We start from the raw sequence: 13,288 nt of genomic DNA on the forward strand, positions 1-13,288 counted from the left end.
CCCTCACTCCTCAGTCCAGACACCGACGCGCCCAAGCCGGACACTCCTCACTCCCGGCACCGGTAAGGCCAAGCCGAAACTCCTCACGCTTGGGGCCGATCGAGTCGATCGAGCTCTCTGACGCCCGGAGTGAGGGTTTGACCTTGTGCTTTACCGGTGCCGTGTGGGAAGGGTTTCGGCTTGGGCGCGTCGGCGCTTGGACTGAGGAACGCGGGAGCGCAGCGACGGAGTGACGAGGGAAAGCGCCGACTCGGGGCGCCCAAGCCCGCGACGCTGAAGGCGGAGCAAGGAGACACAGCGACGAGGGAAAGCGCCGACTCGGAGGCGCCCAAGCCCGCGACGCCGTCAGGCGGCGCAAGGAGACACAGCAGGCGGCGCAAGGGGACACGAATAGATAGCCTGTGGTTCATCGATCCCTGCTAGCTAGGAGTAGCCGTGCTGCTGCGCATGTCGTCGTTGTTTCTTCGAACCCTGAGGGACGACCCGGCAGACGCGGAGGTCCCGAGCCACAAACTGCTCGTCCGCGCCGGTTATGTTCGTCGTGTCGCACCCGGCGTCTACTCCTGGCTGCCGCTCGGCAAGAGAGTCCTGGAGAACGTCACGCGCATCGTGCGCGAGGAGATGGACCGGATGGGCGGCCAGGAGGTCCTCTTCCCCGCCCTGCTGCCCCGGGAGTACTACGAGGCCACCGGCCGCTGGACGGAGTACGGCGACACGCTCTTCCGTCTCAAGGACCGCAAGGGCGCCGACTACCTGCTCGGCCCCACCCATGAGGAGATGTTCACCGACATGGTGAAGGGGGAGTACTCCTCCTACAAGGACTATCCGGTGACGCTGTACCAGATCCAGACGAAGTACCGCGACGAGGCCCGTCCCCGGGCAGGCATCCTGCGCGGCAGGGAGTTCGTCATGAAGGACTCCTACTCCTTCGACCTGGACGACGACGGTCTCAAGCGCTCCTACGAGCAGCACCGTGAGACCTACATCAGGACCTTCGACCGGCTCGGCATCACCTACAAGATCTGTTTCGCCACCTCGGGCGCCATGGGCGGCTCGGCCTCGGAGGAGTTCCTCGCCCCGGCCGAGACCGGTGAGGACACCTTCGTGGCCTGCCACCACTGCGGCTACGCCGCGAACGCCGAGGCCGTCACCACGCCCGCACCCGCCGCGATCTCCGGGGAACGGCCCGCGCAGCGGGTGCTGGACACCCCGGACACGCCGACCATCGAGTCGCTGGTCGCCTACGTCAACGAGCACCACGGTCTGGACGTCACCGCCGCGCAGACGCTCAAGAACATCGTGGTCAAGGTCGTCACGCCCGGTTCGGACAAGGTGGAGACGCTGGTCGTCGGCGTCCCCGGGGACCGCGAGGTCGACTTCAAGCGTCTTGAGGCCGCCCTGGCCCCCGGCGAGCCCGCCATCTTCGAGGCCGAGGACTTCGCCAAGCACCCCGGCCTGGTCCGCGGCTACATCGGCCCCCAGGTGCTCAAGGACCTCGGCATCCGCTACCTCGTCGACCCCCGCGTGGTCGAGGGCACCTCCTGGGTGACCGGTGCGAACGAGCCGGGCAAACACGCGGTCGACGTGGTCGCCGGGCGTGACTTCGTTCCCGACGGCACCATCGAGGCCGCCGAGGTCCGTGAGGGCGACTCCTGCCCCGTCTGCGGGGCAGGCCTGTCCATCGACCGGGGCATCGAGATCGGCCACATCTTCCAGCTCGGCCGCAAGTACGCGGACGCCGCCAAGCTCGACGCCCTCGGCCCCGACGGCAAGCCGATCCGCGTCACCATGGGTTCCTACGGAATCGGCGTCTCCAGGGCCGTGGCCGTACTGGTCGAGCAGCGGCACGACGAGCTGGGCCTGGTCTGGCCCCGCGAGGTCGCCCCCGCCGACGTCCACATCGTGGGCACCGGCAAGGAGGACCAGATTGAGGTCGCCACCAGGATCGCCGAGGAACTCGACGCCCGGGGCCTGCGCGTGCTGCTCGACGACCGCCCCTCCGTCTCCCCCGGCGTCAAGTTCAAGGACGCCGAACTGCTCGGCATGCCGACGATTCTGATCATCGGCCGCGGGCTCTCCCAGGGGGTCGCCGAGCTGCGTGACCGCGCCGGAGGCGTCAAGGAGGAGATCCCCGTCGACGAGGCCGTCGAACGTGTTCTGGCGGCCTGCGGCGCCTGACCGGAAGGCTTGGACGAGGCGGGTCACCCGTGGGGTGGCCCGCCTCTTCGGCGTGCCCGCGAGGCCGTGCCGTACGGGGCGTGTGTCTAGGACGGCGGGACGGAGGAGGACGGTGCGCCGGGGGTGCCCGAGACGGTCGGGGCCGGGGCCGGGGCGGCGGGCATGCCGGGGAAGGCCTCGATCTCCGGGCGCAGTCCGTAGGAGCGGGTGACGCACTCCTGCATGGCCAGCGCGGCCATCCGCCGGACGGCGGTGTCGGAGGAGGCGGTGAGCTCCAGGTAGGCGGCCGTGACGCCCCGCTCGACCAGCGTGGCCAGCTCGACGGCCTGGGCGGGCGTCGAGGGGGTGACCGGAAGCCGGTAGGCGGGGTCGGGCTCGACCGGGACGCCACCGGACGCCGTGATCAAAGCGCGCAGCTGGTCCCTGCGGGCGCGGTGCGCGTTGAAGGCGGCGGTCGCGGTCGCGCGCAGGGAGCCGGTGGTCCTGGCGCCGATGACCCCGTAGGCGTAGACGGCCGCGTGCTCGGCGGCCAGGGCCGTCTCAAGGTCCTGGCTCCTCACAGCGGCCTCGAAAGGGCCAGGGCGTGCGCGGCCTCACAGGCGCCCATGGAGGCGATCAGCTGGGCCAGCGCGGGGGAGACCCCGTCGAGCTGACGTGGTCGCAGGGCCGCCGACTCACGCTCCATGTCACGCAGGCTCCTGACGGAGACCGCCTTCCTGGAGTCCGGCCCGGCGGTTTCCGAGACTCCCGGGGACGCCGAGGCGGCCGGAGTCGCCGGGGCCCCCGAGGCGGAGGGAGAGACCGGCGCGCTCTCGCGGGGCAGCCGGCGGCGGAGCTCGGCGAGGTGGGCCTCGTGCCGTCGTCTGAAGGGCGTCAGCCTGTCGGAGGCGGCCGAGGAGTAGAGCGCGATCGTCCGCTCCTTGCCCGTGATGAGCTGCCTGATCAGCATGATCTCCGGGTCCGGCTGCTCGGCGGTGGGCGAGGGTGAGGACACGGGCCTGCCGGTGGCGCATCCGGCCACGGTCACGGCGGCCACTCCGAGAGCGCCGCCCCGCAGCAGGGAGCGCCGGGAGACGGAACGCACGGACGACCTCCGGTTATGGATGTGGCTGCTGACGCATCTAGCATCGTACGGGCTTGGAATCACAATCACCGCGCTTCTCGGACGGCTTCGCCACACCGAGTGGCGCTCTTTCCACGCCCCGGTGTGGATAGGCTGGTGAACCGCAAGGGCGAGGTCCGCCCGCTTAGATCGTGACAATGGGAGGTCGGCATGGGCAGCGCCACATCCCGCGACCGCCTGATGAAGCTGCTGGAACCTGTCGCCTGCTCCTTCGGGCTCGACCTGGAGGACGTCACGGTCACACCGGCGGGCAAGCGGCGTCTGCTGCGTGTCATCGTCGACCGTGACGGCGGCGTGAGCCTGGACGACGTCGCCGAGGTCAGCCTCGCCGTCTCCACGGCGCTGGACGACGGTGACGCGATGGGCGCGACGCCGTACGTGCTTGAGGTCTCCTCTCCCGGGGTCGACCGGCCGCTCACCGAGCCGCGTCACTGGCGCCGCGCGGTGCGCAGGCTGGTCAAGGCCGACCTGCGGGACGGCACGCTGGTTGAGGGCCGGATCGTCGCCACGGACGACGCCGGCGTAGAGATCGACGTCGACGGCGTGACCCGCCGCATCGACTATCAGGACCTGACCCGAGGACGGGTGCAGGTGGAATTCCGCCGGTTTGACGACGCCGAAGACGACGGCGAAGACGGCGACGAAGGCTAAGGGGGAGCCTCGTGGACATCGACATGAGCGTCCTGCGCAGCCTGGAGCGGGAGAAGGACATCTCCTTCGACCTGGTCGTCAAGGCGATCGAGGACGCACTGCTGATCGCGTACTTCCGGAGCGAGGGGGCCGCGGCCAAGGCCCGTGCCGAGCTCGACAGGCAGTCAGGGCACGTGACCATCTTCGCCGCGGAGCTCGACGACGAGAGCGGGGAGGTGCTCAGGGAGTTCGACGACACCCCGGGCAACTTCAGCCGCATCGCCGCGACCACCGCCAAGCAGGTCATCCTCCAGCAGCTGAGGGACGCCGAGGACGAGATCAACTTCGGCGAGTTCGCCAGCCGTGAGGGTGAGCTCGTCGCGGGCGTCATCCAGCAGGGCAAGGACCCCAGGGTCGTCCTGGTCGACCTCGGCAAGATCGAGGCGGTGCTGCCGCACAACGAGCAGGTGCCCGGCGAGGAGTACGTCCACGGCGAGCGCATCCGCTGCTACGTGGTCCAGGTCAAGAAGGGCCACAAGGGACCGTCGGTGACGCTGTCGCGGACCCACCCCGGGCTGGTGAAGAAGCTTTTCGCCCTGGAGGTTCCGGAGATCGCCGACGGTACGGTCGAGATCGCGGCGATCGCCCGCGAGGCGGGTCACCGCACCAAGATCGCGGTCCGTTCCCGGCGCCCCGGCGTCAACGCCAAGGGTGCCTGCATCGGCCCGATGGGTTCGCGCGTGCGCAACGTCATGGCCGAGCTGCACGGCGAGAAGATCGACATCATCGACTGGTCGGAGGACCCGGCGGAGTTCGTGGGCAACGCCCTCTCGCCTGCCCGTGTCTCCCACGTCGAGGTGATCGACCCCGAGGGGCGCGCGGCCCGTGTGATCGTTCCCGACTACCAGCTCTCCCTCGCCATCGGCAAGGAGGGGCAGAACGCCCGGCTGGCCAATCGCCTGACCGGATGGCGCATCGACATCCGTCCCGATACACAAGCGGGGGATGCGGCCGGTTCCGCAGATGCGTCCACACGGTAAGCTGGAATATGGTGACCGGGCGGCCCCACTGAGAACCTGTGTGGGCTGTCGGGTTCGCACGGTTTCCTCCGAGCTGCTCCGCCTGGTGGTGGTCGAGGGCGTCATCGTCCCTGACCTGCGACGACGGCTCCAAGGGCGTGGTGCTTCACTGCATCCCTCCCTGAGCTGTCTCGATCTCGCCGAGCGTCGCCGAGCGTTTCCGCGCGCGTTTCGTGCCGCGGCCCCGCTTGACGTCTCGCGAGTGCGAGAACACCTGGAAGGGCTCCACTCCGAAAGGAACGGGTGAAATGGTTGCCAACTGTCATGTAGGACGCCGAGTTGATGGGCTGGTCAGATAGCTATGAGCGCCTGATGAGCATGCGGCGATGAGTACGTCTACGTAACGACGGTCCGGCGGCACAGCCTCCCGGGCCGAGTAAGGGAGTGCAGTGGCGAAGGTCCGGGTATACGAGCTCGCCAAGGAGTTCGGTGTGGAGAGCAAGGTCGTCATGGCCAAGCTCCAGGAGATGGGCGAGTTCGTGCGTTCGGCGTCCTCGACTATCGAAGCACCGGTAGTCCGCAGGCTCACGGAAGCTTTGGGCGGTCCCCCCAAGGGTTCGTCCGACAGGGGCGGCAACAGGTCGCCCAGGCCGCCGCAGGCGGCACCCCGGCCGGCCGGAGGCCAGGCCGGAAACGGCGCTCCGTCGCCGGCATCGATTCCCAAGCCGGGACCGGTTCCCAAGCCGGGCCCCAGGCCGGGTCCCGCCGCGGCACGTCCCGCGGCCCCCGCGCCTCAGGCCCCGCCGGTTCCCCAGCCCCAGCAGGCACAGCCTCAGCAGCAGGCGCAGCCTCAGCAGCCGCCCTCGCCGGTCCAGCCGCCGAGGTTCGAGGCACCCCGTCCCGCCGCCCCCGGCCCCAAGCCGGGTCCGCGTCCGGGTCCGCGTCCGGGACCCGCCCCCCGTACCGAGGGCCGTCCTTCCGGCGGTCCCGGTGGCGGTCAGGGCGCTCGTCCCGGTCAGGGTGCCCCCGCTGCGGGTGGCCCCAAGCCGGGCCCGCGTCCCGGCCCGCGTCCGGGGCCGCGCCCCGGCAACAACCCGTTCTCCTCGAACGCCAGCGGCATGGGCCAGGCCCGTCCGCCGCGTCCCGGTCGTGAGGGCGGCGGCCCCGAAAGGGGTCCGCGTCCCGGCGGTCCGCGTGAGGACCGCGGGCCCCGCGAGCAGCAGGGTCAGCGTGACGGCGGGCCTCGCCCCGGCGCTCCGCGCGCGGGTCAGGCCGGTCCCGGCGGTCCGCGTCCCGGGCCTCCTTCGGGTGGCCCCCGTCCCGGTGGCGGCGCGGGTGCGGGTGGTCCGCGTCCCGGCGGTCCCCGGCCCAGCCCGATGATGATGCCCCAGGGCCGTCCGGCTCCCGCCGGCGGCGGGCGTCCCGGTGCTCCCGGCGGCGGTCGTCCCGGCGGTGCCGGTCGTCCCGGTGGCGGCGGTGGTCGTCCCGGTGGCGGCGGCTTCGCCGGTCGTCCCGGTGGTGGCGGTGGCGCGGGTCGTCCCGGCACCGGAACCGGTGGTCCCGGTGGTGGCGGTGGCGGCGGCTTCGCCGGTCGTCCCGGTGGCGGCGGTGGCCGTGGCCGTGGCGGCGGTACGGCGGGCGCCTTCGGCCGTCCCGGCGGGCGTCCGACCCGTGGTCGCAAGTCCAAGCGCCAGAGGCGCCAGGAGTTCGACAACATGCAGGCCCCGGCGATCGGCGGCGTGCAGGCTCCCCGTGGTGGCGGCCAGACGATCCGTCTGTCGCGTGGCGCCTCCCTGGCGGACTTCGCCGACAAGATCGGCGCGAACCCGGCGTCCCTGGTGCAGATCATGCTGCACCTCGGCGAGATGGTGACCGCCACGCAGTCGGTCAACGAGGAGACGCTGCAGCTGCTGGCCGCCGAGCTGGACTACAACCTGCTCGTCGTCAGCCCGGAGGAGGAGGACCGCGAGCTTCTCGAGTCCTTCGACATCGAGTTCGGCGAGGACGAGGGCGACGAGGGCGACCTGGTCGCGCGTCCGCCGGTGGTGACCGTCATGGGTCACGTCGACCACGGTAAGACCAAGCTGCTCGACGCGATCCGGCACACCAACGAGGTCGCGCGGGAGGCCGGTGGCATCACCCAGCACATCGGTGCCTACCAGATCTCCACCGAGCACGAGGGCGAGGACCGGAGGATCACCTTCATCGACACCCCGGGTCACGAGGCGTTCACCGCCATGCGTGCCCGTGGTGCCAAGGTGACCGACATCGCCGTCCTGGTCGTCGCGGCGGACGACGGTGTGAAGCCGCAGACGATCGAGGCTCTGAACCACGCCCAGGCGGCCGACGTGCCGATCGTGGTCGCGGTCAACAAGGTGGACAAGGAGGGCGCCGACCCCAACAAGGTCAGGGCCCAGCTCACCGAGTACGGCCTGGTCGCCGAGGAGTACGGCGGCACCACGATGTTCGTCAACATCTCCGCCAAGAACGGGACCGGCATCGACGAGCTGCTCGAGGCCATCCTGCTCACCGCGGACGCCGAGCTCGACCTGCGGGCCAACCCGACGATGGACGCCCAGGGCGTCGCCATCGAGGCGCACCTCGACAAGGGCCGCGGCCCGGTCGCGACCGTGCTGGTCCAGCGCGGCACGCTCCGCGTCGGTGACTCGATCGTCTGTGGCGAGGCCTTCGGCCGCGTCCGGGCGATGGTCGCCGACAACGGCAAGCTGATCGACGAGGCCGACCCGTCCCGTCCGGTCCAGGTGCTCGGTCTGACCGCGGTGCCGGGGGCCGGTGACAACTTCATCGTCGTCACCGACGACCGGATGGCCCGGCAGATCGCCCAGCAGCGGGCGGCTCGCAAGCGCATCGCGGACATGGCCAGGTCCGGCCGTCGCCGTACGCTCGAAGAGCTCTTCAGCGAGATGGAGAAGGGCCAGGTCGACGAGCTCAAGCTCATCATCAAGGGTGACGTCTCCGGTTCGGTCGAGGCCCTTGAGGACGCGCTGCTCAAGATCGACGTCGGCGACGAGGTCCGCCTGCGGGTGCTCCACCGCGCCGTCGGTGCGATCACCGAGTACGACGTCAACCTGGCGGTCGCGGACGACAACGCCGTCATCATCGGCTTCAACGTGCGCCCGGAGGTCCGGGCACGCGACCTGGCCGAGCGCGAGGGCGTCGACATCCGCTACTACTCGGTCATCTACCAGGCGATCGAGGAGATCGAGGCGGCCCTGAAGGGCATGCTCAAGCCCGAGTACGAAGAGGTCCAGATGGGCACCGCCGAAGTCCGCGAGGTCTTCAAGGTGCCGAAGATCGGCAACATCGCCGGTGCGCTGGTCCGTTCGGGCACGATCGTCCGGAACAGCAAGGCGCGGATCATCCGTGGCGGTGTCGTCATCTCCGACAACCTCACGGTCAGCTCGCTGCGCCGGTTCAAGGACGACGCGACCGAGGTCCGTGAGGGCTACGAGTGCGGTATCGGTGTCGGCTACAACGACATCAAGATCGACGACGTCATCGAGACGTTCGAGATGCGGGAGAAGCCGCGCGTCTGACGCCACCGGTCCGGCACGGGCACCCGTAACGGCCGAGGGAGCCGCCCACAGTGTGGGCGGCTCCCGGAGCCGCGGCGGCCCCGGGCCGGACGGCGTGCGTCAGAGCCGCGGCTGGTGACTGACCAATGTATGTAGGTGCCCTGACACTGGACATCCTGCTCGGCGACGTCCGTTCGCTGAAGCAGAAGCGCTCCGTGGTGCGTCCCATCATCGCCGAGGTGCAGCGACGGTTCCCGGGTGTGGCCGTCGCGGAGACCGGACATCTGGATCTGCACCGCCGTACCGAGATCGGGATCGCCGTCGTTTCCGCGACCGCGTCCAACTGCGGTGCGGTGCTGGACGACTGCGAGCGACTGATCGCCTTCCACCCGGAGATCGAGCTGTTGTCGGCGAGACAACGGCTCTACAACGAGGACGAGGACTAGCACGGAGCGACCGGTCGCGGAGTTGTCGTGCCCGGTCGTTACTGTGAGAAGGGGGGAGCGAATATGGACGCCGCACGCGCACGTAAGATCGCCGACCGCATCCAGCAGGTGGTCGCGGAGATGCTGGAGCGTCGGATCAAGGACCCGAGGCTGGGCTTCGTGACCGTCACCGACGCTCGGATCACCAACGACCTGAGCGAGGCCACGGTGTTCTACACCGTGTTCGGCTCCGAGGCGGAGCGGGCTGACTCGGCGGCCGCCCTGGAGAGCGCCAAGGGGCTCATCCGGTCCGAGGTCGGGCGTCAGACCGGTCTGCGTCACACGCCGACGCTGACGTTCACCCACGACCCGCTCCCTGACAGCGCCCGCCACCTGGACGGGCTGTTCGCCGAGGCGAAGGTCAGGGACGCCGAGATCGCCAAGCAGGCCGCCGGAGCACGGCACGCGGGGGAGGCGGACCCGTACCGCAAGCCCGCCGAGGAGAGCGACCTTTCCGAGGAGGACGAGGACGAGCCGGCCGAGCAGGCGGGACGCCCCGCGACGTGACCTCCGACCCGCGTGAGAGCGACCCGGTGCCGGAGCGCGACTGGGACCGGGCCGTCGAGCTTGTCTCGGCCGCGGACGAGGTGGCGCTGGCCTGCCACATCTCGCCCGACGCGGACGCGCTCGGTTCGATGCTCGCCGTCGGCATGGCGCTGCGCGCGGAGGGCAAGCGGGTCACGGCCTCCTTCGGGGAGCGCAGGTTCCGGGTTCCCCGGCTGCTGCGCTTCCTGCCCGGCCAGGAGTTGCTGGTCGAGCCGGCGGCCTACCCGGCGGTGCCCAAGCTGATGATGACGTTCGACGTCCCCGTCGCCGACCGGCTCGGCACGCTGGCCGCCAACGCGGGCAAGGCCAGGGAACTGGTCGTGGTCGACCACCACGCCTCCAACACCGGGTTCGGCACGCTCAACCTGGTCGATCCCGAGGCGGCGGCGACCGCCGTGCTCGCCGAGGAGCTGCTCGTACGGCTTGGCCTGCCGATCGGCAGGCAGGTGGCGACCTGTCTGTACGCCGGGCTGGTCACTGACACCGGATCGTTCAGGCACTCCTCGACCACGCCGCGGGCGCACGCCATGGCCGCCAGGCTGCTGGCCACCGGCCTGAACCCCGAGAAGATCGCCAGGGAGCTGTGGGACCGCTCGCCGTTCGGCTATCTCCGGGTGCTCGGCGCCGCGCTCGACCGGGCGGTGCTCGAACCCTCGACGGGGCCGGGGCTGGTCTGGACGTTCGTCACCAGGCAGGACCGGGCCGCCCAGGACCTGCCCTACGACGAGGTCGAGGGGATCATCGACGTGGTCAGGCGGACCGACGAGGCCGACGTGGCCGTGATCCTCAAGGAGGACGACGACGGGGCCTGGCAGGTCTCGACCCGTTCGAAGGGGGCCGTCGACGTCGCGCGGGTCTGCGCCACGCTCGGCGGGGGCGGGCACGCGCGGGCGGCCGGGTTCACCTCCCACCTGCCGGTCGAGCAGACCATGGAGAGCCTGCGCGCCCTCCTGTAGTTCCCGGGCCGTGCCGCCGGCGCGGCCTCTTCGCACACAGCTCTTCTCCTGATGAGGACTCCCATGAGTACGGCTCGCGTCAAGCGCACCCCGCCGCCGAGCGGACTGATCATCGTGGACAAGCCCGCCGGGTGGACCTCGCACGACGTGGTCGGCAAGATGCGCGGCGTCGCGGGCACCAGGAAGGTCGGGCACGCGGGCACCCTCGATCCGATGGCGACCGGGGTGCTGGTGATCGGGGTGGAGAAGGCGACCAGGCTGCTCGGGCACCTGGCGCTGACCGAGAAGGGCTACGACGGCACGATCAGGCTCGGTCAGTCGACCAACACCGACGACGCCGAGGGGGAGATCGTCGCCTCGGCCTCGGCCGCCGGGATCGCCGCCGAGGAGGTCGGCAAGGGCGTCGCGGCCCTCACCGGGCGCATCATGCAGGTCCCACCGCAGGTCAGCGCCATCAAGGTGAACGGCGAACGGGCCTACAAGCGGGCGCGGGCGGGCGAGGAGGTCGAACTGGAGGCCCGGCCGGTCACCGTCTCCGCCTTCGAGATCCTCGACATCCGGCGTGAGGGGGACCTGCTCGACGTGGACGTCTCCGTGACCTGTTCCAGCGGCACCTACATCAGGGCACTCGCCCGCGACCTGGGGACCGCGCTCGGCGTCGGCGGCCACCTGACCGCCCTGCGGCGCACCCGGGTCGGGCCGTACGACCTGTCGGCGGCCCGCACGATCGAACGGCTCGCGGCCGACTGCGTCATCCTGCCGATGGCGGAGGCGGTCGCGGCGGCCTTCCCGCGTCGTGACGTGACCGAGCAGGAGGCCGGTCTCGTCGCGCACGGTGGCAGGCTGCCCGCGGCGGGGCTGGGCGACGGGCCGATCGGGGTCTTCGGGCCGGACGGCACGCTGCTGGCCCTGGTCGAGGAGCGGGGAAGGCTGACCAGGTCGTTAGCGGTCTTCGTGCCCTGATCCCCGCGGGCTCACCCGGACGCGACCGCGACCGGCCCGGGCTTCGAGGAGATCACGGTCCACCCCCCGGAGTCACGCTCCGTGGCCGGGCACACGCCGGGTCCAGGGCCTGTTCCCGCGTCACACGACCCGGCGGCCGGTAAAAGGATCTTCTGTTCGCTCCACCGGGCTCCCCGATTGGAGCGAAGCCGGGGCGGCATGGCAGGCTTTAGGGATCGATCCGCTACAACGGGAAGAGGTCACGGTGCGAGCCTGGCACGGATTGGACGACGTGCCCGAAGACTGGGGCAGGTCCGTCGTCACGATCGGCGTCTTCGACGGGGTTCACCTGGGGCACCAGCAGATGGTCGCCCGCGCCGTGGCGCTGGCGGGGAGGCTCGGCCTTCCCTCGGTGGTGGTGACCTTCGACCCGCATCCCGAGGAGGTCGTGCGCCCCGGCACGCATCCCCCGAGGCTGACCACGGGCAGGCACCGCACCGAGCTGCTCGCCGGTCTCGGTGTCGACGCGGTCTGCGTGCTGCCGTTCACACTCGACTTCTCCCACATGAGCCCGGACGAGTTCGTGCAGACCGTGCTGGTCGACCGGCTGCACGCGGCGGGCGTCGTGGTCGGGGAGAACTTCCGTTTCGGTCACAAGGCCTCGGGCGACGTCGAGACGCTGCAGACCCTCGGTGAGAAGTACGACTTCGTCGCGGAGGCGGTCCCGCTGGTGAGCAACGGGGAGGCGATCTCCTCCACCCTCATCCGCGAACGGCTCGCCGCGGGCGACATGGAGGCCGTGGCCGTCGCGCTCGGCCGTCCGCACCGGGTCGAGGGAGTGGTCGTGCGCGGCTACCAGCGGGGCAGGCAGCTCGGCTTCCCGACGGCGAACGTCGAGTCGCCCGAGCACACCGCGATCCCCGCCGACGGCGTCTACGCGGGCTGGCTGCAGGGGGTCTCCAACGGCAACCTGCCCGCCGTCTACGGCGGGGAGCGCTGGCCCGCCGCGATCTCCGTGGGCACCAACCCCACCTTCGAGGGGGTGCCGCGCACGGTCGAGGCCTACGCGCTCGACCGTGACGACCTCGATCTCTACGGCGCCCACGTGGCCGTCGACTTCGGGCGGCGGCTGCGCGCCAACCTCAGGTTCGACTCGGTCGAGGCGCTCATCGAGCAGATGCGCGCCGACGTGGACGAGGCCCGCCGCATCACCCGCGAAACGCCGTAAAGGCTCCGGTGTCCCGCCGGGCGCGTGGGATGTGCGCGTCCGTCCGGCCCGGTGGTAATCTGGCGTGTCAGCTCTGTAACCGGTGGTATCGCACCCCGGGCGCTGGCCCGCCACGGCGACTGTAGGCACGCACGGTCGTTCGGGCACCTGTATACCCGCGTGCCCGCAGAGTCCGAGGAGAGACGTGTCGCTCGACACCGCCGCCAAGAAGCAGATCATCGGAGAGTACGCCAAGGGTGAGGCCGACACCGGCTCCCCCGAGGTGCAGATCGCGTTGCTGAGCAAGCGCATCAGCGAGCTCACCGAGCACCTGAAGCTGCACAAGCACGACCACCACAGCCGCCGCGGCCTGCTGCTGCTCGTCGGCCGTCGCCGCCGGCTGCTGAAGTACCTGCAGAACAAGGACATCGAGCGTTACCGCTCGCTCATCGAGCGGCTCGGCCTGCGCCGATAGGTTCACCGGGGAGCGGCGCTCGCGCCGCTCCCTTCATCTCATACGGGGGGTGTCGGCGCGTCGCGCCGTAAAGACACCCCCGGTGTGAGCAAACTGAATAGCCGAGACAGTGCCCCGCGTCCGCACAGCAAGCGCGCCCCACGGCGTCGGAGGGCCGGTCCTCGGTAGTGGCCCCCGGTCATCATGGCATC

At 70.7% G+C, this 13,288-nt stretch carries 13 protein-coding genes; 11 read left to right on the top strand and 2 right to left on the bottom strand.

Going from position 1 to position 13,288, the window contains the following annotated elements; genetic code table 11:
* Positions 1-435: 435 nt before the first annotated feature.
* Positions 436-2,178 (top strand): proline--tRNA ligase, encoded by a 1,743-nt coding sequence (locus ACFOYY_RS15135; RefSeq protein ID WP_352008444.1) that lies wholly within the window; start codon positions 436-438, stop codon positions 2,176-2,178.
* 86 nt (positions 2,179-2,264) lie between these two features.
* Here ACFOYY_RS15135 and ACFOYY_RS15140 read toward each other — a convergent pair whose 3' ends face one another.
* Together ACFOYY_RS15140 and ACFOYY_RS15145 are read right to left on the bottom strand one after the other, a co-directional pair.
* Complete coding sequence (locus ACFOYY_RS15140; protein ID WP_352008445.1) at positions 2,265-2,738, bottom strand: ferritin-like domain-containing protein; 474 nt, start codon at positions 2,736-2,738, stop codon at positions 2,265-2,267.
* Positions 2,735-3,262 (bottom strand): hypothetical protein, encoded by a 528-nt coding sequence (locus ACFOYY_RS15145; RefSeq protein ID WP_386190104.1) that lies wholly within the window; start codon positions 3,260-3,262, stop codon positions 2,735-2,737. Before ACFOYY_RS15145 ends, ACFOYY_RS15140 begins: the two co-directional genes overlap by 4 nt.
* A 189-nt stretch (positions 3,263-3,451) precedes the next feature.
* On the opposite strand from ACFOYY_RS15145, the gene rimP reads away from it, so the two are divergent.
* The 10 genes from rimP (at position 3,452) to rpsO (ending at position 13,097) form a co-directional block, all read left to right on the top strand.
* Positions 3,452-3,952 carry a ribosome maturation factor RimP gene (gene rimP / locus ACFOYY_RS15150; protein ID WP_386190105.1) on the top strand — a complete coding sequence of 167 codons (501 nt, stop codon included), beginning with the start codon at positions 3,452-3,454 and terminating at the stop codon, positions 3,950-3,952.
* Positions 3,953-3,963: 11 nt separating this feature from the next.
* Positions 3,964-4,971, top strand: a complete 1,008-nt coding sequence (nusA, locus tag ACFOYY_RS15155) for a transcription termination factor NusA (RefSeq protein ID WP_352002912.1) — start codon at positions 3,964-3,966, stop codon at positions 4,969-4,971.
* Positions 4,955-5,257 (top strand): YlxR family protein, encoded by a 303-nt coding sequence (locus tag ACFOYY_RS15160; RefSeq protein WP_352009435.1) that lies wholly within the window; start codon positions 4,955-4,957, stop codon positions 5,255-5,257. The genes nusA and ACFOYY_RS15160 overlap by 17 nt, the downstream gene beginning before the upstream one ends.
* A 142-nt stretch (positions 5,258-5,399) precedes the next feature.
* Positions 5,400-8,507, top strand: coding sequence for a translation initiation factor IF-2 (gene infB / locus ACFOYY_RS15165; RefSeq protein ID WP_352008448.1), 3,108 nt, complete (start codon positions 5,400-5,402; stop codon positions 8,505-8,507).
* A gap of 125 nt (positions 8,508-8,632) precedes the next feature.
* Positions 8,633-8,932, top strand: coding sequence for a DUF503 domain-containing protein (locus tag ACFOYY_RS15170; RefSeq protein ID WP_352008449.1), 300 nt, complete (start codon positions 8,633-8,635; stop codon positions 8,930-8,932).
* 63 nt (positions 8,933-8,995) lie between these two features.
* Positions 8,996-9,478, top strand: a complete 483-nt coding sequence (gene rbfA / locus ACFOYY_RS15175; protein ID WP_352008450.1) for a 30S ribosome-binding factor RbfA — start codon at positions 8,996-8,998, stop codon at positions 9,476-9,478.
* Entirely contained in the window at positions 9,475-10,473 is a 999-nt protein-coding gene (locus ACFOYY_RS15180) for a DHH family phosphoesterase (RefSeq protein ID WP_386190106.1), read from the top strand. Before rbfA ends, ACFOYY_RS15180 begins: the two co-directional genes overlap by 4 nt.
* Positions 10,474-10,536: 63 nt before the next feature.
* On the top strand, positions 10,537-11,436 hold the full coding sequence (gene truB, locus ACFOYY_RS15185; RefSeq protein WP_352008452.1) for a tRNA pseudouridine(55) synthase TruB: 900 nt from the start codon (positions 10,537-10,539) through the stop codon (positions 11,434-11,436).
* A 244-nt stretch (positions 11,437-11,680) separates the two neighbouring features.
* Positions 11,681-12,643, top strand: a complete 963-nt coding sequence (locus ACFOYY_RS15190) for a bifunctional riboflavin kinase/FAD synthetase (protein WP_352008453.1) — start codon at positions 11,681-11,683, stop codon at positions 12,641-12,643.
* Between the two features lie 184 nt (positions 12,644-12,827).
* On the top strand, positions 12,828-13,097 hold the full coding sequence (gene rpsO / locus ACFOYY_RS15195) for a 30S ribosomal protein S15 (RefSeq protein ID WP_352008454.1): 270 nt from the start codon (positions 12,828-12,830) through the stop codon (positions 13,095-13,097).
* The last annotated feature ends 191 nt before the right edge of the window (positions 13,098-13,288 follow it).

Origin of the sequence: Streptosporangium jomthongense, from assembly GCF_042650425.1 — a bacterium.
Lineage (GTDB): Bacteria > Actinomycetota > Actinomycetes > Streptosporangiales > Streptosporangiaceae > Streptosporangium.

Bases quoted from the DNA above. Each gene is read 5' to 3' on its own strand.
- rimP (WP_386190105.1), top strand. From the start codon at position 3,452: ATGGGCAGCGCCACATCCCGCGACCGCCTGATGAAGCTGCTGGAACCT.
- ACFOYY_RS15160 (WP_352009435.1), top strand. From the start codon at position 4,955: ATGCGTCCACACGGTAAGCTGGAATATGGTGACCGGGCGGCCCCACTG.
- ACFOYY_RS15170 (WP_352008449.1), top strand. From the start codon at position 8,633: ATGTATGTAGGTGCCCTGACACTGGACATCCTGCTCGGCGACGTCCGT.
- rbfA (WP_352008450.1), top strand. From the start codon at position 8,996: ATGGACGCCGCACGCGCACGTAAGATCGCCGACCGCATCCAGCAGGTG.
- truB (WP_352008452.1), top strand. From the start codon at position 10,537: ATGAGTACGGCTCGCGTCAAGCGCACCCCGCCGCCGAGCGGACTGATC.